This is a genomic window from Sphingomonas pseudosanguinis, from assembly GCF_052056765.1.
Lineage (GTDB): Bacteria > Pseudomonadota > Alphaproteobacteria > Sphingomonadales > Sphingomonadaceae > Sphingomonas > Sphingomonas pseudosanguinis.
The window spans coordinates 1169081-1189489 of record NZ_CP189888.1; the positions used below are offsets into that span (position 1 = coordinate 1169081).

22 protein-coding genes are annotated in these 20409 nt (G+C 66.9%); 14 read left to right on the top strand and 8 right to left on the bottom strand.

Going from position 1 to position 20409, the window contains the following annotated elements; all coding sequences use genetic code 11:
* Positions 1–23 precede the first annotated feature (23 nt).
* Complete coding sequence (locus ACQHGV_RS05250) at positions 24–1118, top strand: anhydro-N-acetylmuramic acid kinase (protein WP_440979702.1); 1095 nt, start codon at positions 24–26, stop codon at positions 1116–1118.
* 3 nt (positions 1119–1121) lie between these two features.
* Here ACQHGV_RS05250 and ACQHGV_RS05255 read toward each other — a convergent pair whose 3' ends face one another.
* The 3 genes from ACQHGV_RS05255 to ACQHGV_RS05265 form a co-directional block, all read right to left on the bottom strand.
* On the bottom strand, positions 1122–1379 hold the full coding sequence (locus ACQHGV_RS05255; protein WP_440979703.1) for a hypothetical protein: 258 nt from the start codon (positions 1377–1379) through the stop codon (positions 1122–1124).
* A gap of 58 nt (positions 1380–1437) precedes the next feature.
* A complete protein-coding gene (locus tag ACQHGV_RS05260; protein WP_183952135.1) occupies positions 1438–1983 on the bottom strand; it encodes a CHAP domain-containing protein in 546 nt (181 codons plus the stop codon).
* Between the two features lie 116 nt (positions 1984–2099).
* On the bottom strand, positions 2100–2753 hold the full coding sequence (locus ACQHGV_RS05265) for a DUF6975 family protein (RefSeq protein ID WP_183952136.1): 654 nt from the start codon (positions 2751–2753) through the stop codon (positions 2100–2102).
* A 218-nt stretch (positions 2754–2971) separates the two neighbouring features.
* Here ACQHGV_RS05265 and ACQHGV_RS05270 point away from each other — a divergent pair, with 218 nt between their 5' ends.
* The 8 genes from ACQHGV_RS05270 (at position 2972) to ACQHGV_RS05305 (ending at position 9965) form a co-directional block, all read left to right on the top strand.
* Complete coding sequence (locus tag ACQHGV_RS05270) at positions 2972–5230, top strand: DPP IV N-terminal domain-containing protein (RefSeq protein ID WP_440979704.1); 2259 nt, start codon at positions 2972–2974, stop codon at positions 5228–5230.
* A gap of 140 nt (positions 5231–5370) precedes the next feature.
* Entirely contained in the window at positions 5371–6087 is a 717-nt protein-coding gene (locus ACQHGV_RS05275) for an MgtC/SapB family protein (protein WP_440979705.1), read from the top strand.
* A gap of 131 nt (positions 6088–6218) precedes the next feature.
* The gene (locus ACQHGV_RS05280; protein ID WP_440979706.1) at positions 6219–6455 is read left to right on the top strand and encodes a hypothetical protein; all 237 of its coding nucleotides are present in this window, start codon (positions 6219–6221) and stop codon (positions 6453–6455) included.
* A gap of 118 nt (positions 6456–6573) precedes the next feature.
* Positions 6574–6837 carry a hypothetical protein gene (locus ACQHGV_RS05285; protein ID WP_440979707.1) on the top strand — a complete coding sequence of 88 codons (264 nt, stop codon included), beginning with the start codon at positions 6574–6576 and terminating at the stop codon, positions 6835–6837.
* Positions 6838–6851: 14 nt separating this feature from the next.
* Entirely contained in the window at positions 6852–7286 is a 435-nt protein-coding gene (locus ACQHGV_RS05290) for an SAM-dependent methyltransferase (protein WP_440979708.1), read from the top strand.
* On the top strand, positions 7283–7531 hold the full coding sequence (locus tag ACQHGV_RS05295; RefSeq protein ID WP_440979709.1) for a hypothetical protein: 249 nt from the start codon (positions 7283–7285) through the stop codon (positions 7529–7531). Before ACQHGV_RS05290 ends, ACQHGV_RS05295 begins: the two co-directional genes overlap by 4 nt.
* The gene (lysA, locus tag ACQHGV_RS05300) at positions 7528–8814 is read left to right on the top strand and encodes a diaminopimelate decarboxylase (RefSeq protein ID WP_440979710.1); all 1287 of its coding nucleotides are present in this window, start codon (positions 7528–7530) and stop codon (positions 8812–8814) included. The genes ACQHGV_RS05295 and lysA overlap by 4 nt, the downstream gene beginning before the upstream one ends.
* 125 nt (positions 8815–8939) lie before the next feature.
* The gene (locus ACQHGV_RS05305) at positions 8940–9965 is read left to right on the top strand and encodes an aspartate-semialdehyde dehydrogenase (protein ID WP_183952144.1); all 1026 of its coding nucleotides are present in this window, start codon (positions 8940–8942) and stop codon (positions 9963–9965) included.
* Between the two features lie 135 nt (positions 9966–10100).
* Here ACQHGV_RS05305 and ACQHGV_RS05310 read toward each other — a convergent pair whose 3' ends face one another.
* Complete coding sequence (locus ACQHGV_RS05310; protein ID WP_183952145.1) at positions 10101–10745, bottom strand: YitT family protein; 645 nt, start codon at positions 10743–10745, stop codon at positions 10101–10103.
* 288 nt (positions 10746–11033) lie between these two features.
* Here ACQHGV_RS05310 and ACQHGV_RS05315 point away from each other — a divergent pair, with 288 nt between their 5' ends.
* From ACQHGV_RS05315 to ACQHGV_RS05325, 3 genes are all read left to right on the top strand, one after another.
* Complete coding sequence (locus tag ACQHGV_RS05315; RefSeq protein ID WP_440979711.1) at positions 11034–11816, top strand: DUF4019 domain-containing protein; 783 nt, start codon at positions 11034–11036, stop codon at positions 11814–11816.
* Positions 11817–12001: 185 nt separating this feature from the next.
* Complete coding sequence (locus ACQHGV_RS05320; RefSeq protein WP_440979712.1) at positions 12002–12763, top strand: alpha/beta fold hydrolase; 762 nt, start codon at positions 12002–12004, stop codon at positions 12761–12763.
* 76 nt (positions 12764–12839) lie between these two features.
* Positions 12840–14693 (top strand): M2 family metallopeptidase, encoded by a 1854-nt coding sequence (locus tag ACQHGV_RS05325; RefSeq protein ID WP_440980148.1) that lies wholly within the window; start codon positions 12840–12842, stop codon positions 14691–14693.
* A 406-nt stretch (positions 14694–15099) separates the two neighbouring features.
* Here ACQHGV_RS05325 and ACQHGV_RS05330 read toward each other — a convergent pair whose 3' ends face one another.
* From ACQHGV_RS05330 to ACQHGV_RS05345, 4 genes are all read right to left on the bottom strand, one after another.
* Positions 15100–15531, bottom strand: coding sequence for a hypothetical protein (locus ACQHGV_RS05330; protein ID WP_440979713.1), 432 nt, complete (start codon positions 15529–15531; stop codon positions 15100–15102).
* A gap of 62 nt (positions 15532–15593) precedes the next feature.
* Positions 15594–17030, bottom strand: a complete 1437-nt coding sequence (locus ACQHGV_RS05335; RefSeq protein WP_409789550.1) for an AMP nucleosidase — start codon at positions 17028–17030, stop codon at positions 15594–15596.
* Between the two features lie 128 nt (positions 17031–17158).
* Entirely contained in the window at positions 17159–17377 is a 219-nt protein-coding gene (locus ACQHGV_RS05340) for a hypothetical protein (RefSeq protein ID WP_240456051.1), read from the bottom strand.
* A gap of 97 nt (positions 17378–17474) precedes the next feature.
* The gene (locus tag ACQHGV_RS05345) at positions 17475–17954 is read right to left on the bottom strand and encodes a peroxiredoxin (RefSeq protein ID WP_440979714.1); all 480 of its coding nucleotides are present in this window, start codon (positions 17952–17954) and stop codon (positions 17475–17477) included.
* Between the two features lie 120 nt (positions 17955–18074).
* Between ACQHGV_RS05345 and ACQHGV_RS05350 the strand changes: the two genes are divergently transcribed.
* Complete coding sequence (locus tag ACQHGV_RS05350; protein ID WP_440979715.1) at positions 18075–18638, top strand: YqgE/AlgH family protein; 564 nt, start codon at positions 18075–18077, stop codon at positions 18636–18638.
* Between the two features lie 296 nt (positions 18639–18934).
* A complete protein-coding gene (gene ahcY / locus ACQHGV_RS05355; RefSeq protein WP_183952154.1) occupies positions 18935–20353 on the top strand; it encodes an adenosylhomocysteinase in 1419 nt (472 codons plus the stop codon).
* Positions 20354–20409: the final 56 nt, after the last annotated feature.

Here is a 20409-nt window from a genome sequence, read left to right on the forward strand (position 1 = left end):
GAAATTCACAAGGGTTAGGCGCGATGCTGGCGATCGGATTGATGTCGGGGACCTCGCTCGACGGGGTGGATGCCGCGCTGATCGAGACGGATGGCGAGGGCCACGTGCGTCCCGTCGCCTTTCGCACCGAACCGTATTCGGACGCCGCCCGCGCCGAGTTGGCCGAGGCGACCGCGCTGGCGCTGACCTTCGAGCGACCGCGCGCCAGTCCTCCGATCGTGGCCGCCAGCGATCTGATCGTGCGCACCCATGCGATGGTCGTGCAGAAGCTGCTGCGCGATGCCGGGCTGGGCGCGGAGGCGGTCGATGTCATCGGCTTTCACGGCCAGACGGTGGCGCACCGCCCCGATCGCGGCTGGACCTGGCAGATCGGCGACGGGCAGGCGCTGGCGGACGCGACCGGGATCACCGTGGTCGGCGATTTCCGCTCCGCCGATGTCGCGGCGGGCGGGCAGGGCGCGCCGCTGATCCCCATCTATCACGCCGCGCTTGCCGCTGGATTGGCGCAGCCGGTCGCGCTGCTCAACCTGGGCGGGGTCGCCAATATCACCTGGATCGGGCGCGACGGCTCGCTGGTCGCCTTCGATACCGGGCCGGCCAACGGGCTGATCGATCACTGGATGGAGGCCGAGGCGGGGCAGCGTTTCGATGCCGGCGGCGCGCTGGCGGGGGCGGGGCGGATCGAGCCGACCGTGCTCGACACGATGATGGACAATGACTGGTTCGATCTCGCACCGCCCAAGTCGCTCGACCGCAACGACTTCACCATCCAGCCGGCGCGCGGCCTGTCGGCGGCGGACGGTGCCGCGACGTTGACCGCCTTTACCGCGCGGACGGTGGCGCGCGCGCTCGACCATCTGCCGGAGCGGCCGCAGCGGCTGCTGGTCGCGGGTGGCGGCCGGCACAATGCCACGATGCTGGCGATGATCGCCGCCGAGACGGGCCTGACGCCCGAGCCGACCGATGGGCTCGGCTGGAACGGCGACGCGCTGGAGGCGGAGGGTTTCGCCTATATGGCGGTGCGCCGCCTGCGCGATCTGCCGATCAGCTTTCCGGGGACGACCGGCGTGCCCCAGCCGATGACCGGCGGCGTCATCCATCACCCCGCCGGCGGATGAGGATCAGCGGCGAGGGGCGACCTCGGCGCGGACCTTGACGGGGACGGGGCAGCCATCGACGCTGCGCAGCACCGCCAGATGCGGCTCGGCGGCGGGCATTTCGTCGAGCCTGCGAAGGCCGCCCTTGTTTGCGGGGGTGGGGCTGGCCACCTGCTCGGCATGCGGGGCACAGCGGGCCGGGGGCTGACCGAGCGTGGGGGTCGTGTTCAGCACGTCCTCACCGATGGTCGACAGGGTCAGCAACGCAACCAGCATCGTCATCGCCATTCTCCTCCCTGGGAATGACTGACAGACTATGCCTTATCGGCGCGTCCGGCAATCAGCGCGCGACATAGGCGTCGATCAGCGCGCCGACATAATCGGGCTTTTCGCTGGTCAGCTCGGGCGCGGTGCGGCCCTTGCCATAGATGAAGCCGTAAAGCGGATAGGTCGAGCTGCCCAGGCCATCCGAGTCGCGGAACCAGACGCGGACATTGCTCCAGTCATTGTTGGGGGAAACGTCGAAGAGGGTGACGTCCTGTTCGGCATGGCCGCGCTCGCCATTCTGGATCGACCAGTTGGCGTGGGTCAGCATCAGTACGCGGTCCTCGACGACGCGGCTGACCACCGCGACATGGCCCAGCGGCAGGCGCGCGGTTCGGGCGAAGACGACGACCGCGCCGACGCGGGGCGCATGGCCGCGCGGATATTTCCCCTCCGCCTGGCCCCACCAGGTCCAGGCGTCGCCATAGATCGCGATGCCCGACGCCTGGCGGGCGAAGGGAACGCATTGCCCGACATAGTCGAGCAGCGAGCGGGCCGGGGCGGGCGAGGCGATCGCCACGGCGCAGAGTGACAAAGTTACGGGGGGAACGATGCCTTTCATGCCCACCATCTTGAGTTTGCGGGATTAACCTGATCCTGCCCAATATGGTTAACGCGACGACAGGCCGGTAAACGGAGTGTTCTGTGCGTCCAGTCGGGGGGACGCGCGCGCATGGTCTATCCGCGCCGGGCGCTGGCGCGCGCTTCGAGCAGTTCCCACAGTCCGCGATGTTGGTTGAGCAGCTGGGTGGCGCCGAACCCGCGCGCGCGCGCGATGCCCAAGGCGGGATCGTCGCCGTCCACCTCGCGCCGGATCGGGTCGGGCAGCAATTCGGGCGGCGCCTCGATCCCGAAGCGGTTCGCGGCGTGATCGAGCAACTGCCGGATCGCCTGCCAGTCGAGGATGAGGGCGGAGACGGCACCCGTCGCGCAGCCCCGCCGGTCGGAATTGGCGAGCATCTCCAGCGTGTGGCGCAACTGGGTCAGCGCGGCATCGGCCTGCGCCTGTCCGGGGGTGGAGGGCAGCGGGCCGGCGGCGGAGGTCAGGTTGGCGAGAAAGGCGCGTTCATGGGCAAAGGCGTTGGACGAACGGATCAGCCAGGGCAGCGTCTCGAGCTGGATGCCGCGCGCCATCGCATAGTCGATCATGCTGGGATGATTGCCATGCACCGCGCACAGCGCATGCACCGCGTCGGTCAGGTCGTGCAGCAGCGCCTGCGGCATCAGCAGCGCCTGGACATGCGGATGCCCCGCGCTGCCCAGCCGCGCCAGGATCGCGTCGATATCCCCGCGCCGGTCATGCTGGATGTCGAATGCTGCCGTGATCGTCATGTCCGTTCCGATAAGCCTCCCGACCGCGAGGGGAGGTGCGCCGCCCTTATGCTCCCGATCGTCGGTCCTATCGGCTTTTCGTTAATGCCGGGTTTACGAATATCCGCGCGGCGCGACATTGCTGGCCGAGGATGCCGCTTTACGGATGGCGGCACGGTCGCGATAACGCGCGCCATGCGCCGGGATGATCGGCGAAACGATGGTTTGGAGTGCTATGGATGCGCAAATGGGTGCTGGGTCTGGCGCTGGCTTCGGTCGGGGCCTCGATCGCGATCGGGTCGGGGGTGCCGGCGATGGCCGCTGAGCGGAATGAGAAGGCGGGCGACCTGACGCTGGCACGGGTGTTCGGCAGCCCGGACCTGTCGGGGTCGCAGCCGCGCGGGCTGCGCCTGTCGCCCGACGGCACGCTGCTCACCTCGCTGCGCCCGCGCGCGGACGAAAAGGAGCGGCTCGACCTCTGGGCACGCGATACCCGCACCGGCGAGGAGCGGATGCTGGTCGACTCCAAGAAGGTCGGCTCGGGCGCGGAACTGTCCGAGGCCGAGAAGATGCAGCGGGAGCGCGCGCGTATCGGCGGGTCGAAGGGCATCGTCGCCTATGACTGGGCGCCCGACGGCAAGTCGATCCTGGTCCCGCTGGACGGCGACCTCTATCTTGCCGGTCTCGACGGGCAGGTCCGTCGCCTGACCAATACGCCCGGCGGCGAGCTGAACCCGATCGTCAGCCCCAAGGGCGGCTATGTCAGCTTCGTGCGCGACCAGAATCTCTGGGCCATGCCATTGGCCGGTGGCGAGGCGCGTGCCTTGACCAAGGAAGGCGGCGGCACCGTCCATTTCGGCGAAGCGGAGTTCGTCGCGCAGGAGGAAATGCACCGCTTCACCGGCTATTGGTGGAGCCCCGACGAGCGCTATATCGCGGTCGAGCGGTTCGACGAGGCGCCGGTCAAGGTCGCGGTGCGCGCCGCGATCGGTGCGGCGGGCACCAAGGTCTATGAACAGCGCTATCCGGCGGCGGGTACGCCCAATGCGCTGGTCGACCTGTATGTCATGAAGGCGGACGGGTCGGGCCGCGTGAAGGTCGATCTCGGCAGCAATCCCGACATCTATCTGGCGCGTGTCGACTGGACGCCCGACGGCTCGGCGATGCTGGTCCAGCGCGAGAGCCGCGACCAGAAGACGCTCGACATGCTGCGCGTCGATCCCAGGACGGGCAAGTCGACCGTGCTCTTCACCGAGCGTTCCGGCGATCGCAGCTGGCTGAACCTGTCCGACGCTTATCGCCCGATGAAGGACGGCAGCCTGATCTGGCGGTCGGAGCGCGACGGCTATGGTCATCTCTATCGCTTCGCGAACGGCCAGTGGACGCAGCTGACCCAGGGGCCGTGGGTCGTCACCAATCTCGTCGGCGTCGACGAAGCGAAGGGACGGCTCTATTTCACCGGGCTGAAGGACGATGTCCTTGAACAGCATCTCTATGCGGTCGACATCGCGCAGCCGGGCGTCGTCACCCGCCTGACCGAGCGCGGCTATACCAACAGCGCGTCGATGGATTCGTCGGCCAGCCGCTTCATCGTCTCGCGCTCCAGCCCGACCCAGCCGACGCAGATATATCTCGCCGATACGACGGGCAAGCGGCTGAACTGGATCAACGAGAATGCGATTGTCGCGGGGCACCCCTATGCGCCCTATCTCGCCAGCCACCGCGAGACCAAGTTCGGTACGATCAAGGCCGATGACGGCACGACGCTTTATTGGGAGATGATCACGCCCAAGCTGGAACCGGGCAAGCGCTACCCCGTGTTCTTCCAGCATTATGGCGGCCCCGGCACCGGTCAGCAGGTCACGCGCGGCTGGCAGGGCGCGCTGCCGCAATATCTGGTCGATCAGGGCTGGATCTTCTTCCAGATCGACAATCGCGGCTCCTATAATCGCGGCAAGGCGTTCGAGGATGCCATCTATCACGCGATGGGCACGGTCGAGGTCGCCGATCAGTTGGCGGGCGCGAACTATCTGAAGTCGCTGCCCTTCGTCGATCCCGTGCGCATCGCGACCTATGGCTGGTCGTACGGCGGCTATATGTCGATCAAGATGCTGGAGAAGACGCCCGGCGTCTATGCCGCCGCCGTGTCGGGCGCGCCAGTCACCGACTGGCGGCTCTACGACACCCATTATACCGAGCGCTATCTGGGTGATCCGCGCACCGACCCGCAAAGCTATGCGACGTCGGAAGCGATCAAGGAGGCGGCGAAGATCCGCGATCCGCTGATGCTGATCCACGGCATGGCGGACGACAACGTCTTTCTCGACAATGCCACCGCTTTCGCCGCCGAGATGCAGAAGACCGACACGCCGTTCGAGATGATGCTCTATCCGGGGCAGACCCACCGCGTCGGCGGGCCGGGCGTGTCGCAGCATCTGTGGCACACGATCCTGAACTTCCTCGACCGGACGGTGAAGGATAAGCCGGCGAAGAAATAATGCGGTCATTCCTCCCCTGTAAGGGGAGGTGGCAGTCCGAAGGACTGACGGAGGGGTGTCCACGCTGGCGGTGACACCCCTCCACCACCGCTTCGCGGCGGTCCCCCTCCCCTTGCAGGGGAGGAATTAGGTGAGCAGCCATGGCATTCCTGAAGACCTTCCACCTCTGGCCGTTCCTCGACACGCTGGTCAGCTATCTGACCGCCTTCGTGCTGGGCACGGTGATCGGGGCGGAGCGGCAGTATCGCCAGCGCACGGCGGGTTTGCGCACCAACGCGCTTGTCGCGATCGGCGCGGCGGCGTTCGTCGATCTTGGCCAGCGGCTGGGCGGCGACATCGAGTCGATCCGCATCATCGCCTATGTCGTCTCTGGCATCGGCTTCCTGGGTGCGGGCGTCATCATGAAGGAGGGGATGAACGTCCGCGGCCTGAACACCGCCGCGACCCTTTGGTGCTCGGCGGCGGTCGGTTCGATCGCGGGCAGCGACATGGTGGCCGAGGCGGTGCTGCTGACCGTTGTCGTCCTGCTCGCCAACACCGCGCTTCGCCCGCTGGTCGACGCGATCAACCGCATCCCGGTGGAGGGGCGGCATGTCGAGGCGACCTATTCGGTCAGCCTGACGACCGCCGCCGCCAGCGCCGGCCCGGTCGGCGACATGCTGGTCGAGCATCTGGAGCGCGCCGGCCTGCCGGTCGGCGAACTTGATACCGAGGAACTGGGCGAGGATCAGGTGACGGTCACCGCCACGCTGACCAGCACGATCGTCGAGGCGGGCGAGCTGGACCGAATCACCGACCATTTCCAGTCAGTCCATGGCATCGCCCACGCCACCTGGGCCGCCAGCACGCACGACTGAGCTCGGGGAGCTCTTTGGCTCCCTGCATATTATGCCGCCGCTATGCGATAGTAGGAAATCGCTCTCGCATTGCTACGCGCACCGCGATTAGCCGCCGACCGATCCCGGGAGGTGGTATGGCGGTACGGAGCATGACTTGGCGGCAGGGATTGGCGCTGCGCTGTCTGGGCGTGGGGCTTTGCATGCTCGCATGGCGGGCGATCGCGCATCTGATCGTGATGGCGGGCCATGGCGGCCGTGCCGGGCTCCTGAGCTATGCGCTGGCGACCGCAGGCTTTTTCTGCGCCAGCCTGGGCAGTGCGCTGGCGATGCTGGGCGGGCATATGTTCGATGAGGTGGAGGTCAGCGCACGCTGGCGCCGGTTGTGACCGACATTATGCCGCCGCTATGCGATAGCGGGAAATCGATCTCGAAACCCTATGGGGCGGGGCGTAGCTGATGCGGGCGGACGAACGAACGTCCGATCGGCAAAGGTCTTCAGTGTCCATGCGTACCGATTTCCCCATCGATCCCGACCCGCAGACGCGGCACATCTATGTCGGCCAGGACCGGGCCGGCCATTGGCTGGTGCAGGATAGCGCCGGGATGCTGGAGGGGCGCTTCGTCTCGCGCGGCGCGGCGATGCGCTTCGCGGCCGAGGAGGCCGATATCTATCATGCCAGCGTGACCGTCGCCGTCGAGGCGCTGGTACCGCTGGTGTCCTTCGATCCGGTCGAGGCCGATGCCCACGCGCTGGCGCGTGCGGCGTGAGGGGAGGGGGCATCATGCATAGCGATAACCGGCATCGCCACGACCCCCGCTGGCCCGCCGTCGAGGCGGCGCTCGACCATCTGCGCGAGCGGCATCGCCGTGCGGTCCGCATCGTCGACGCCGACTGCGGCGCGGGCGGATTCCTGATCGCGGTGGCCGAGCAGGCGCGCGCGAAGGGCTTTACCGCGATCGAGGGGCGCGGGCTCGGCCGCTCGCCCGTGCTGATCGGCCGCGCCCGCGCCGCCGCGCGGCGGCATCGCCATGCCGCGATGGGGCTGGTGTTCGAACGTCGCGATCCCGCCGATGCGCTGGCGGAGGAGCGCGCCTTTCCCGCCGACATCCTGCTCTGTCACCGGTGCGGCGCGCCGTCCCATGCATTCGAGGCTGCTGCCACCTGCGTGATCGGCGATCCCATCGATGGGCGCGACGGCAGGGAGACGGCGGCATGACGGCCCGCGACATGGCCTGGCGTTCGCTGGGCGCGGCGATGACGCTGGGTGCGGTGGTCGCCACGCTGATGGAGCCGGCGGGATCGCTGCTGGCGCTGTTCTGGTTCCTCGTCGCGCTCGGGGGCGTCCTCCTGCTGCTCAACGGCAAGCGCCTGCCCCAGGCGCTGCGCGCGGAGCGGCACGGGCATTATCATACCGCCGAGGTCATTCATGCCGCGCGGATCAAGCGGGGGCGCCGGTCATGACGTGCGAGGCGGGTTTCGGTTTTCGCGACGGCGTCCTGCATGCCGAGCGTGTGTCGCTGGCGACCATCGCGGAGGCGGTCGGCACGCCGACCTATGTCTATTCGGCGGGCGCCCTGCGCGCCGCCGCACGCCGGTTTCGCGAGGCGCTGTCGCCGATCCCACGCAAATCGCTGGCCTTCGCGGTCAAGGCCAATCCGTCGCTGGCGGTGCTGTCGCTGCTTCGCGGCGAGGGCTTTGGCGCCGATATCGTCTCGGGCGGCGAACTGACCGCCGCGCTGCAGGCCGGCATGGCGGCGGGCGACATCGTCTATTCGGGGGTCGGCAAGACGCCGGCCGAACTGGCGCAGGCACTGCACGCCGGGGTGGGGCATATCAATCTGGAGAGCGAGCGCGAGGGCGAGGTGCTGGCCGCGATGGCCACCCGCATCGGGCTGACCGCGACCGCGCTGCTGCGCGTCAATCCCGATGTCGATGCCGGCACCCATGCCAAGATCACCACCGGCAAGAGTGACAGCAAGTTCGGCGTGGCCTTCGCGCAGGCGCTGGACATCTATGATCGGCTGGCGGGCCGAGCGGGTATCGCGATGCAGGGCATTGCCGTCCATATCGGCAGCCAGATCATAGACCCGGCACCGATGGAGGCGGCGTATCGCAAGATCGGCCAGCTGGTCGCGCTGCTTCGCGCGCGCGGGCATCCGATCACTCATGTCGATCTGGGCGGGGGCTTGGGTGTCGACTATCGCGGCGGCGCGGACGGCGATGTCCTGGCCTATGGCGCGATGGTCGCCCGCGTCACCCGCGACTGGGACGTGACGCTGATGTTCGAGCCGGGCCGCTATATCGCCGCGCATGCCGGCGTGTTGCTGACCCGCGTGCTCTGGGTGAAGCCGGGCGCGGACTGTCCCTTCGTCGTCGTCGATGCGGGCATGAACGATCTGGCGCGGCCCGCCCTCTATGACGCATGGCATGAATTTACGGCGGTCGCGCCGACCGGCAAGACGATACGCGCCCATGTCGTGGGCCCGGTCTGCGAGAGCAGCGACCGGTTCGCCAGAGCCTGCCTGATCGATCGGGTGGCGGAGGGCGATCTGGCCGTTCTTCGCGATGTCGGCGCGTACGGCGCTTCGATGGCCTCCTGCTACAACAGCCGGGCGCTGGCGGCGGAGGTCATGGTCGATGGCGATCGCCATGCCGTCACCGCGCCCCGGATCGCGGCGGCGGCGATCCGGCCGCAATCGGTGCCGGCATGGCTGGACGCGGAGCCGCTGCATCATGCGGCCTGAGGGGCGGGGGGGGGGGGGGCTCGCTAAACCCCCGCTTGGCCGCGCCAAACGCGCACTTTTCGCAAAGTTGGTGGACGCGTCCGCGCAATGACGCTACCGGCTCACGCTTCCGAGTGGAGGGTTTAATGGGTTATCGCGTGGTGGTCGCCGGGGCGACGGGCAATGTCGGCCGGGAAATGATCAACATTCTGGCGGAGCGGGAATTTCCGATCGACGAACTGGCGGTCGTCGCCTCGTCGCGCAGCCAGGGCGACCAGATCGAATATGGTGAGACGGGCAAGATGCTCACCATCAAGAATATCGAGCATTTCGATCCCACCGGCTGGGACATCGCGCTGTTCGCGATCGGATCGGACGCGACCAAGGTCTATGCGCCCAAATTCGCCGCCGCCGGCTGCGTCGTGATCGACAATTCGTCGCTCTATCGCATGGACCCGGACGTGCCGCTGATCGTGCCCGAGGTGAACCCGGACGCGATCGACGGCTATACGGCCAAGAACATCATCGCCAACCCGAACTGCTCGACCGCGCAGATGGTCGTGGCGCTCAAGCCGCTCCACGACAAGGCGACGATCAAGCGCGTCGTCGTCGCGACCTATCAGTCGGTGTCGGGCGCGGGCAAGGCAGGCATGGACGAGCTGTTCGAGCAGAGCCGCAACATCTTCGTCGGCGACCCCGCCGAGCCCAAGAAGTTCACCAAGCAGATCGCCTTCAACGTGATCCCGCACATCGACAGCTTCCTCGACGATGGTTCGACCAAGGAAGAGTGGAAGATGGTCGCCGAGACCAAGAAGATCCTCGACCCCAAGGTAAAGGTGACCGCGACCTGCGTGCGCGTGCCCGTCTTCGTCGGCCATTCCGAGGCGCTGAACATCGAGTTCGAGGACGAGATCTCGGCCCAGGAAGCGCAGGACATCCTGCGCGAAGCCCCCGGCGTCATGCTGATCGACAAGCGCGAGGACGGCGGATACGTTACGCCCGTAGAGTGCGTCGGCGACTATGCGACCTTCATCAGCCGCGTGCGCGAAGACTCGACGGTCGATAACGGCCTGTCGCTGTGGTGCGTGTCGGATAACCTGCGCAAGGGCGCGGCGCTGAACGCGGTGCAGATCGCCGAACTGCTCGGCCGCCGCCACCTGAAGAAGGGTTGAGGGGACCTGCTTCCTCCCCTGGAAGGGGAGGTGGCAGGCCGAAGGCCTGACGGAGGGGTGTCCCGCTCTCGATAGGGTGACACCCCTCCACCAGCTTCGCTGGTCCCCCTCCCCTTACAGGGGAGGAAAGGAGAATTACCGCCCCATATACAATCCCGGCCGGTGCCAGGCGAAGAGGATCAGGCTGATCGCCGCCGCGCTGATCGCAGACCAGATCATCTGCGGCCCCGTCACCACCGGGATCGCCATCGACAGGATGAACACGTCGAGCGCGACCTGCGTCATTCCCATGTTCCAGCCGCGCTTGCGGTAGAGCCAGATGGTGATCACCCCGGTGCCGCCCACGCCCGCCTGATGCCGTGCCAGCGCCAATATGCCCATGCCGATCACGGTGCCGCCCACCAGCGCGGCGAAGGCCGGATGGACGCTGTCGACATGCACCGAGACGCGGGTGATCGCCGAGGCCGCGCCGATGCCGATATTGACCAGCACCGTCTTCACCGCGAACCGCGCACCCATCACCTTGTGCGCGAACAGGAAGAAGGGGATGTTGACCAGCGTGAACAGCACGCCGGCGGGCAGCGGGATCAGATAGGATAGCAGCAGCGCGACCCCCGCGATCCCGCCCGTCACCAATCCCGCCGCTTTCAGGAACACCAGCCCCACGATCAGCAGCGCACAGCCTATGAAGATCGCATAAGCGTCTTCGAGCAGGCTGTGTGGCCGGCCGATCGGGCTGGGCGGCGGGGTGTCGGCTGGGGAGGCGGTCGCTGCGGTCATCGAGGGTCCGGATATGGGGTCCGGCATCCGCTCCTGGCGGTCTGCTTCTGGCGGCAGTTTTCGGGCTTCTACCGCATATGTCCCTGCAAGCCAATTGGTGGGCGGTGGGGCGTGGGCGGTGGGCGTGGGCTTCGACTTCGCTCAGCCTGAACGGCTGTGGGATAAGGGGCTCGATCCCCAACCTCCGTTCAGGCTGAGCGAAGTCGAAGCCCACGCAACTCCCCCAATCGGACGGTACAAATTATTGGGGGTTGGCGACACGCCCGGCACGACCATAGGGCTTGGGCGATGACCATGCGGGAGAGACACGGCCTCACGGCGTTGACCGAAAAGGAGAAGGAAACGCTGCGCCTGATCGTGCGGGGGCATGACGCCAAGTCGGTCGCGCAGGCGCTCGACCTGTCGGTCCATACCATCAACGAACGGCTGCGGGACGCGCGGCGCAAGCTGTCGGTGTCGAGCAGCCGGGAAGCGGCGCGGATGCTTCTCGAAGCGGAAGGCGGGGCGATCGCATCGCTGCCCCCCGAATATGTGGGGGACAGAAGGATCGGGGAGGACCGGCCCCGGGCGATGACGGATGACGGCCCCGCGCCGGTCGTCGGCGTGGGACACGGCGTCCGCCGTTCCCGGATCATCATCGGAGCGACCCTCATGACCCTAGTCCTCAGCCTACTCGCCCTTGGCGGCCTGACCCACATGGCCTCCGTCCCGCCGCAAGCGACCGCGACATCGACCACGACCGCCGACCCGGCGGCGGTGGAGGCGGCCCAGCGCTTCCTGCAACTGATCGACCAAGGCCGCTGGGCCGACAGCTACCGCCTGACGACCAGCAGTTTCCGCAAGCTCAACACTGAACAGGTCTGGGCCGCCACCTCGGAGAAGGTGCGGACGCCGCTGGGCAAGACGGTGTCGCGGACCCTGCTGAGCCAGGAAGATATTCCCGCGCCCCCCGCCGGCTATCGGATGGTGCGGTTCAAGACGCGGTTCGGGACCTCGACGGACATCGTCGAAACGCTGACGCTGGAGCGCGAAGACGGCGCGTGGCGGGTCGCGGGGATCTATGTGGGGTAACGCAGACGAGCCTCACCCTTCCGGCGCTAAAGCGCCTCCTTCCCTCTCCCACCGGGAGAGGGAAGGGGCCCGCCCGCTCTAGCGGGTGGGAAGGGTGAGGGCAGTGCGGCCGGATGAGAGGTCCACATCCCGGTCGATCCGTATTAGGAGATGCGGCTACAGCTTGCTTCCCGGAGACCGAACCCTTGGCTGACACCGCCCCCGAAACGCACTTCTTCGACAGCTTCGACGGCACCCCGATCGCGTGGCGTGAGATGGGGGAGGGGCGCGCCCTGGTCCTAATCCACGGTTATTTCTCCGACGCCTATACCAACTGGATTCGCTACGGCCATGCCGCCGCCATCGCCGCCAAGGGTTATAGGGTGATCATGCCCGACCTGCGCGCGCATGGCGAAAGCGGCAAGCCGCACGACCCCGCCGCCTATCCCAAGGACGCGCTGACCCGGGACGGCCATGCGCTGGTCACGCATCTGGGGCTGACCGATTATGATCTGGGCGGCTATTCGCTCGGCGCGCGCACCGTGTCGCGGATGCTGGCGACGGGGGCGGAGCCGGGCAAGGCGATCTTCGCCGGCATGGGGTTGGAGGGACTGCTCCATACCGATCGCCGGGTCGATCACTTCACCAACATCCTGATCCGGCTGGGCGAGCATAAGCGCGGCAGCCCCGAATGGATGGCCGAGGCGTTCCTGAAGACGACCGGCGGCGATCCGGTGGCGCTGCTCCATATCCTCCAGACCTTCGCTGACACGCCGCTATCGGCGATCGAGGGGTTCGACCTGCCCGCGCTAGTCGTCGCGGGCGTCGACGATTTCGACAATGGCGCGGCGGTCGAGCTGGCCGATGCGTTGCCGCGTGGGCGCTATGTCGAAATTCCGGGCAACCATATGGGTTCGGTGACCAAGCCCGAACTGGGTGCGGCGATCGCGCACTTCCTGAGCGCTTGACGGCGACCACCAAAGCGCCGCAACTGCGCGCTATCCGCCCCGTTTCGAGGGCAATTCAGAATTTTAGGGGGATATGATGATCCGCTCCGCCGTTTCCGGCACCGTGCTCGCCTTCGTGCTGGCGGGTGCTGCGCATGCCCAGACCGCCACGCCGCCCATCACGCAGTCTACCGCGCCCGCCAAGCAGGTGCCGGCCACCGTCGCCTCGGCCGACGCCTTTGTCGCGGAAGCCGAAAAGACCTTGGCCCAAAAGTCGGTGCCCGCGCAGCAGATCGCCTGGGTCAATGCGACCTATATCACCGACGACACCGATGCGCTCGCCGCCGCCTCGGGCGCGGAGATGACCGATCTGGCCGTCCGCTATGGCCTGGGCGCGGCGCGGTATCAGGCGCTGCCGGGCCTGTCCTATGACACCAAGCGCAAGCTCGATCTGCTGCGCGGCGGGATCACGCTGCCCGCGCCGACCACGCCGGGTGCCTCGGCCCAGCTGTCGATGCTGACGACGCGCATGTCCTCCTCCTATGGCAAGGGCAAGGGTCTGCTCAACGGCAAACCGATCAACGGATCGGATATCGAGGCCGCGATGGGCAGCGAGCGCGATCCCGCCCGTTTGAAGGAGATGTGGGTCAGCTGGCACGACAATGTCGGTGCACCGATGCGCGCCGATTATGCGCAGATGACGACCCTCGCCAACCAGGGCGCCAAGGAACTCGGCTATGCCGATGCCGGCGCGCTGTGGCGTTCGGGCTATGATATGAGCCCCGAACAGTTCGCGCAGCTGACCGACAAGATTTGGGGCGAGCTGGAGCCGCTGTACAAGGCGCTGCACACCTATGTCCGCTGGAAGCTGAACGAGAAGTATGGCGATGCGGTGCAGGCCAAGAGCGGACCGATCCGTGCCGATCTGCTGGGCAATATGTGGGCGCAGGAATGGGGCAATATCTATGACGTCGTCGCGCCCAAGGGTGCGGGCGATGTCGGATATGACACCGGCGAGCTGCTGAAGGCCAAGGGCTATGACCCGATCAAGATGGTGAAGGCGGGCGAGGGCTTCTATTCCTCGCTCGGTTTTGCACCGTTGCCGAAGACCTTCTGGGAGCGGTCGCAGATCACCAAGCCCGCCGACCGCGAAGTGATCTGCCACGCCTCGGCCTGGGACATCGACAATCTGGACGATATCCGCATCAAGATGTGCACCAAGGTGAATGGCGACGACTTCGTCACCATCCATCACGAATTGGGGCATAATTACTATCAGCGCGCCTATAAGAACCAGCCGTTCCTGTACAAGAACGGCGCGAATGACGGCTTCCACGAGGCGATCGGCGATACCGTCGCGCTCTCGATCACGCCGGATTATCTGGTGAAGATCGGCCTGCTCGACCCGGCCAAGGTGCCGAGTGCCGACAAGGATATCGGTCTGCTGCTGCGCCAGGCGATGGACAAGGTGGCGTTCCTGCCCTTCGGCCTGCTGATCGACAAGTGGCGCTGGGGCGTGTTCTCGGGCCAGATCCCCGCCGGCCAGTATCAGGCGGGCTGGGATGCATTGCGCTTGAAATATCAGGGCGTGGTGCCGCCGGTCGCGCGCGACGAGACGAAGTTCGATCCGGGCGCCAAGTACCACATCCCGGCGGGCGTGCCCTATGCCCGCTATTTCCTGGCGCGGGTGCTCCAGTTCCAGTTCTATAAGGCGGCGTGCGAGCAGGCCGGGTGGAAGGGGCCGCTGCACCGTTGCTCCTTCTATGGCAACAAGCAGGTCGGCGGGAAGCTGAACGCGATGCTGGCGATGGGCCAGTCCAAGCCGTGGCCGGATGCCTTGCAGGTGTTCACCGGCAGCCGCGAGATGTCGGGCAAGGCGCTGGTCGAATATTTCGCGCCGCTGAAGACCTGGCTGGATCAGCAGAACAAGGGCAAGCCGCAGGGCTGGTGAGGCCGGTGAGTGTTGGGGGAGGAAGCCTGCCCCACCACCATTCGCTTTCGCAAGCGGGCCCCCTCTCCATCGAAGATGGGGAGGATTTGATCGACCCATTCCTCCCCAAGCCAGCTTGGGGAGGGGGCCGCCGTGTAGCGGTGGTGGAGGGGATTTTGTCGCTGGCGGTCGTGATTTGCCGCGAGCGAGGACACCCCTCCGTCAGGGCTTCGCCCTGCCACCTCCCCTTGCAGGGGAGGAATGGGGCTTCTCGACCTTTGTTCGGCCTGAGCCCTACCTCCGTTCGGCCTGAGCGAAGTCGAAGGCCAAGGGAAAACCTGTCCGCTGGGCGGAGATTGGGGCGTGGGCTTCGACTTCGCTCAGCCTGAACGGGGGTGGGGTAAGGAACGCGCGCAGATATACGCGCTCAGTCGCCCTGACGCTCGCCGTCGTCGTCCCGCCTGGCGCTGCTCCCCCGCAACGACAGCAGCGCCGCCGTCACGCCGGCAAAGGCCGCCAGGCTGCCCAGGATCGATGCGACGCCCCATTTGCCGCCCACTCGGTCCAGCCCATGCTTGCCCAAGGCGGGCGCGGGGGCGGGCTTGATCGGGGCGGGTTTGCGCGGCGGGGCCTTGCGCGGGGCGGTGCGCTTGGTCGAGCGGGGCTTGGGCGGAGCCTTGGGCTTCGCCGCCGGCTTGGGCGCGGCCGTCCCGTCCTGTTCGCCGGTTTCGACGGGCGGCGCTTCCACCTCGGGCGGCTTGGCGGCGGGGCGCTTGCGCGGGGTCGCGCCGGCGGTAGACTTCGGGCTGACGCGACGGCGCGGTGGACGTGGCTTTTTCGGGTCGTTCGGATCGACCATGACGAGAAACCCCCTGTTTCGGTTCGTGCGCGTAACGCACCGCCCCCCGCGCCGGTTGCCGATCAGCGGAAGGGCGGCTCGTTGAACGCGCGCAGCTTGCGGCTGTGCAGCTTGTCACCCTCGCGGCGCAGCTGCTCGCAGGTCTCGATACCGATCCGCATATGCTCGCTGATCGCGCGCTCGTAGAAGCGATTGGCCTGGCCGGGCAGCTTCAATTCGCCATGCAGCGGCTTGTCCGAGACGCAGAGCAACGTCCCGTACGGCACGCGGAAGCGATAGCCCTGCGCCGCGATCGTGGCGGATTCCATGTCGATGCCGACCGCGCGGCTGAGCGAGAAGCGCAGCGCCGACTTGGAATAGCGCAGCTCCCAGTTGCGGTCGTCGGTGGTGACGATGGTGCCGGTACGCAGGCGGCGCTTCAGCTCGTCGCCCGACTGGCCCGAGACGATCTCCGCCGCCTTGGCCAGCGCGACCTGCACCTCGGCGATGGCGGGCACAGGGATTTCGGGCGGGAGGACATCGTCGAGCACATGGTCATCGCGCAGATAGGCGTGCGCCAGCACATAGTCGCCGATCCGCTGGCTGGGACGAAGCCCGCCGCAGTGCCCGATCATCAGCCACGCCTCGGGCCGCATCACCGCGAGATGGTCGCAGATCGTCTTGGCGTTCGATGGACCGACGCCGATATTCACCAGCGTGATGCCGGTGCCGTCCTTGGCGACCAGATGATAGGCGGGCATCTGGTGCCGCCGCCACGCGCTGTCGGTGACGATCTTGTCGACATCCTCGGGCCGCTCGATCACGATGCCGCCGGCGCCCGATAGCGCGGTGAAGCGCGAACCCTCACCCAGCTGCGACGCGCCCCAGCGGACGAATTCGTCGACATAGCGGTGATAGTTGGTGAACAGCACATAGCGTTGGCAATGCTCGGGCGGGGTGCCGGTATAGTGGCGCAGGCGCGCCAGCGAGAAGTCGGTGCGCAGCCCGTCGAACAGCGCCAGCGGCCGGTTGCCGTCCGCCGTCATCCAGAGCCCGTCGGCGATCTCGTCACCGATATGCGCCAGCTCGGTCGCCGGGAAGAAGCGCGCCAGCTCGGCCGCCGACACCGTGTCGAGGCTCAGCGCGTGGCCGGGATCGAGCACGTAAGGGAAGGGGATTTCCTGACGCCCCGGCACCGCTTCGACGGTGACGTCATAATCCTCCATCAGCAGCGTCAGCTGCTCGACCAGATAGTCCTTGAACAGCGCGGGCTTGGTGACGCTGATCCGGTAGTCGCCCGCCGACACCAGCCGGCCGAACGAGCGCATCGGTGTCGGGCGGCCGCCTTCGCCGCGATAGACCAGGCGGATTTCGGGGTAGGCGAAACAGCCCTGCGCGCGGGCCTCCAGGCTGGGCGCGGTGCCGTCCTTGAGATAGGCGGTCAGCGCGTCCTTCAGACGGGTGACGGAGGCGGTATAAAGGCGGTCGAGTTCCTCGACAATTTGAACGGCTTGAGTCATGCCCTAGGAGCTAAGCGCAGTTGTCAGCGCTGGCAAGCGGCCCAGAAGGCGAGGCGAGGCGAGGCGAGGCGAGGCGGGGGGCAGGGGCAGGGGCGGAAGGCGCATGCCGCCCTCCACCCGGTCGAGGATCAGGCGCCCTGCGCCGAATTCTCGTCATCGCCCGTGCCGCGCAGCTTGGCCGCGCCGAAGGCAGCGCCCGCGACGGCGGCGGCGACGCCCGCCGCGATACCGGCGGCGGCATAGGGATGGCCCTTCACCTTGTCGGTCGCGGCCTTGGCGGCACCCTGTGCCTTTTCACCGAGGCTCTTGGCCTGAGCCTGCTTCTCGGGGGGGACATAGGTGGTCATGACCATGGTTCCTCTCTCAATCCTATGGGCTCTCCCCAAAACGCGCCGCCGATGGCCGCTGTTCCACCAGCGATCCGACCAGCGGCGCGGTTCGGCATCAGATTTCGCTGAGCAGATGCTCGGCCGAGCTGACCTTGAACTCGCCCGGAGCCTCGACGAACAGCTGTTCGACCACGCCGTCATTGACGAGCATGGTGTAGCGTTGGCTGCGCGTGCCCATGCCGAACTTCGACCCGTCCATGGTCAGGCCCACCGCCTTGGCGAAGTCGGCATTGCCGTCGGCCAGCATGGTGACGCCGGCCGAGCCGCTGGTCTGGCCCCAGGCCTTCATGACGAAGGCGTCGTTGACCGAGGTGCAGGCGATCTCGTCCACGCCCTTGGCCTTCAGCGCGTCGGCTTGCGCGACGAAGCCGGGCAGGTGCTGCGCCGAACAGGTCGGGGTGAAGGCGCCCGGCACCGCGAACAGCGCGACGCGGCGGCCGGCGAAATAATCGGTGGTCGACACCTGTTCGGGGCCATCCGGCGTCACCTTGACCAGCGTGGTGGCGGGGAGTCGGTCTCCGACCTTGATCGTCATGTCACCCAAATCCTTGGAATGGACCCGGCACCATGCCGGGCTAGGCGGCGACCTCATGCGGCGGAACGCCCGCGCATTTCAAGCATGGCGAGGCGAAGCGGTGATCCCTATAGTCGGGATGTGCATCAACTGACCTATCTTTCCGGCCAATTCCTGCTCGCCATGCCCGGCATGGCGGATTCCCGCTTCGATCACGCGATCATCGCGATGTGCGCGCATGACGAAGGCGGCGCGCTGGGCATCGGCGTGGGCGCGACGATCGACGGCATCGGCTTTCACACCCTGCTCGACCAGTTCGAGATTCCGCATGGCGAAGCGCCCGACGCGCCCGTCCATTATGGCGGCGCGGTCGAACCGCGGCGCGGCTTCGTGCTGCACAGCCATGACTGGCAGGGGCAGGACAGCGTCGATGTCAGCGGCCGCTGGGTGCTGTCGTCTACGGTCGACGTGCTGCGCGCGATCGCCGACGGCACGGGGCCGAAGCGCTGGATCGTGGCGCTCGGCTATGCCGGGTGGGATACCGGGCAACTGGAGCAGGAGCTGCGCGAGCCGGGATGCTGGTTCACGGTGGGCGGCGAGCGCGACATCCTGTTCGACGTGGAGCCGGACCATCGCTGGCAGGCGGCGTTCGGCACCGCCGGTATCGATCCGCGCCAGCTGGTAACAGGCGGTGGGACGGCCTGACCAGCCTCAATTCCTCCCCTGCAAGGGGAGGTGGCAGCCCGAAGGGCTGACGGAGGGGTGTCCCCCTTGGCGAAGATAGTTCAACCTCACAGGCGGTTACACCCCTCCACCAGCTTCGCTGGTCCCCCTCCCCTTGCAGGGGAGGAACGAGGTAGCGGTCGACAGCTGACACCCGCTCAAAGCATATAAAGATATCTTTATATTTGATCCCTAAGGCGATCACCGCTAAGGCGTCGGCCGTGCCGATCGGCGTGTCCCCACGTCTTGGTCGGCCCCATTTTGCACGGAGTTCCGTCGTGTCCACGACTGCCGCCACCAAGAACGATTATGTCATCAAGGACATCAGCCTCGCTGATTTCGGCCGCGCCGAGATCAAGATCGCCGAGACCGAGATGCCCGGCCTGATGGCCCTGCGCGAGGAATTCGGCGCGTCGCAGCCGCTGAAGGGCGCGCGCATCACCGGTTCGCTGCACATGACGATCCAGACCGCCGTGCTGATCGAGACGCTGACCGCGCTGGGCGCCGATGTGCGCTGGGCGACCTGCAACATCTTCTCGACCCAGGACCATGCCGCCGCCGCGATCGCCGCCGCCGGCATCCCCGTCTTCGCCGTGAAGGGTGAGACGCTGGCCGAGTACTGGGACTATGTCGGCGACATCTTCGACTGGGACAAGAATGGTGACGGCACGACCGCCAACATCATCCTGGACGATGGCGGCGACGCGACCATGTTCGCGCTGTGGGGCGCCAAGCTGGAAGCCGGCCAGACCTTCGGCGAGCCGGAGAATGAGGAAGAGGTCGAGTTCCAGCGTTCGGTCAAGGCGTTCATCGCCAAGAAGCCGGGCTATCTGACCGAGACCGTCAAGAACCTGAAGGGCGTGTCGGAAGAGACGACCACCGGCGTTCACCGCCTGTACGAGATCGCGAAGAAGGGCGAGCTGCCCTTCCCGGCGATCAACGTCAACGACTCGGTCACCAAGTCGAAGTTCGACAATCTGTACGGCTGCAAGGAATCGCTGGTCGACGCGATCCGTCGCGCCACCGACGTCATGCTGGCGGGCAAGGTCGCCGCGGTCGCCGGTTTCGGCGACGTGGGCAAGGGCTCGGCCCAGTCGCTCCGCAACGGCGGCGCGCGCGTGCTCGTGACCGAGATCGACCCGATCTGCGCACTGCAGGCGGCGATGGAGGGCTTCGAGGTCGTGACCATGGATGAGGCCGTCAAGCGCGCCGACATCTTCGTCACCGCGACCGGCAATGCCGACGTCATCACCGCCGATCACATGAAGGCGATGAAGCCCATGTCGATCGTCTGCAACATCGGCCACTTCGACTCCGAGATCCAGATCGCGGCGCTGTCGAACTACAAGTGGACCGAAGTGAAGCCCGGCACCGACCTGGTTGAGTTCCCGGACGGCAAGCAGATCATCGTGCTGGCCAAGGGCCGCCTGGTGAACCTGGGCTGCGCGACCGGCCACCCGTCCTTCGTCATGTCGGCCTCGTTCACCAACCAGACGCTCGCCCAGATCGAGCTGTGGACCAAGGGCGAGAACTATAAGAACGAAGTGTACGTCCTGCCGAAGCACCTCGACGAGAAGGTCGCCGCGCTCCACCTCGAAAAGCTGGGCGTCCAGCTGTCGAAGCTGTCGGAGAAGCAGGCCGCCTATATCGGCGTGCCGGTCGAAGGTCCGTTCAAGCCGGACCACTATCGCTACTGATCGCACGTCGATCATCCGCGAAGGGGAGGGGGCCGTCCGAAAGGATGGCCCCTTTT

Coding starts and splice junctions, on each gene's coding strand:
- ACQHGV_RS05250 (WP_440979702.1), top strand. CDS start 24: ATGCTGGCGATCGGATTGATGTCGGGGACCTCGCTCGACGGGGTGGAT.
- ACQHGV_RS05255 (WP_440979703.1), bottom strand. CDS start 1,379: ATGACGATGCTGGTTGCGTTGCTGACCCTGTCGACCATCGGTGAGGAC.
- ACQHGV_RS05260 (WP_183952135.1), bottom strand. CDS start 1,983: ATGAAAGGCATCGTTCCCCCCGTAACTTTGTCACTCTGCGCCGTGGCG.
- ACQHGV_RS05265 (WP_183952136.1), bottom strand. CDS start 2,753: ATGACGATCACGGCAGCATTCGACATCCAGCATGACCGGCGCGGGGAT.
- ACQHGV_RS05270 (WP_440979704.1), top strand. CDS start 2,972: ATGCGCAAATGGGTGCTGGGTCTGGCGCTGGCTTCGGTCGGGGCCTCG.
- ACQHGV_RS05275 (WP_440979705.1), top strand. CDS start 5,371: ATGGCATTCCTGAAGACCTTCCACCTCTGGCCGTTCCTCGACACGCTG.
- ACQHGV_RS05280 (WP_440979706.1), top strand. CDS start 6,219: ATGACTTGGCGGCAGGGATTGGCGCTGCGCTGTCTGGGCGTGGGGCTT.
- ACQHGV_RS05285 (WP_440979707.1), top strand. CDS start 6,574: ATGCGTACCGATTTCCCCATCGATCCCGACCCGCAGACGCGGCACATC.
- ACQHGV_RS05290 (WP_440979708.1), top strand. CDS start 6,852: ATGCATAGCGATAACCGGCATCGCCACGACCCCCGCTGGCCCGCCGTC.
- ACQHGV_RS05295 (WP_440979709.1), top strand. CDS start 7,283: ATGACGGCCCGCGACATGGCCTGGCGTTCGCTGGGCGCGGCGATGACG.
- lysA (WP_440979710.1), top strand. CDS start 7,528: ATGACGTGCGAGGCGGGTTTCGGTTTTCGCGACGGCGTCCTGCATGCC.
- ACQHGV_RS05305 (WP_183952144.1), top strand. CDS start 8,940: ATGGGTTATCGCGTGGTGGTCGCCGGGGCGACGGGCAATGTCGGCCGG.
- ACQHGV_RS05310 (WP_183952145.1), bottom strand. CDS start 10,745: ATGACCGCAGCGACCGCCTCCCCAGCCGACACCCCGCCGCCCAGCCCG.
- ACQHGV_RS05315 (WP_440979711.1), top strand. CDS start 11,034: ATGACCATGCGGGAGAGACACGGCCTCACGGCGTTGACCGAAAAGGAG.
- ACQHGV_RS05325 (WP_440980148.1), top strand. CDS start 12,840: ATGATCCGCTCCGCCGTTTCCGGCACCGTGCTCGCCTTCGTGCTGGCG.
- ACQHGV_RS05330 (WP_440979713.1), bottom strand. CDS start 15,531: ATGGTCGATCCGAACGACCCGAAAAAGCCACGTCCACCGCGCCGTCGC.
- ACQHGV_RS05335 (WP_409789550.1), bottom strand. CDS start 17,030: ATGACTCAAGCCGTTCAAATTGTCGAGGAACTCGACCGCCTTTATACC.
- ACQHGV_RS05340 (WP_240456051.1), bottom strand. CDS start 17,377: ATGACCACCTATGTCCCCCCCGAGAAGCAGGCTCAGGCCAAGAGCCTC.
- ACQHGV_RS05345 (WP_440979714.1), bottom strand. CDS start 17,954: ATGACGATCAAGGTCGGAGACCGACTCCCCGCCACCACGCTGGTCAAG.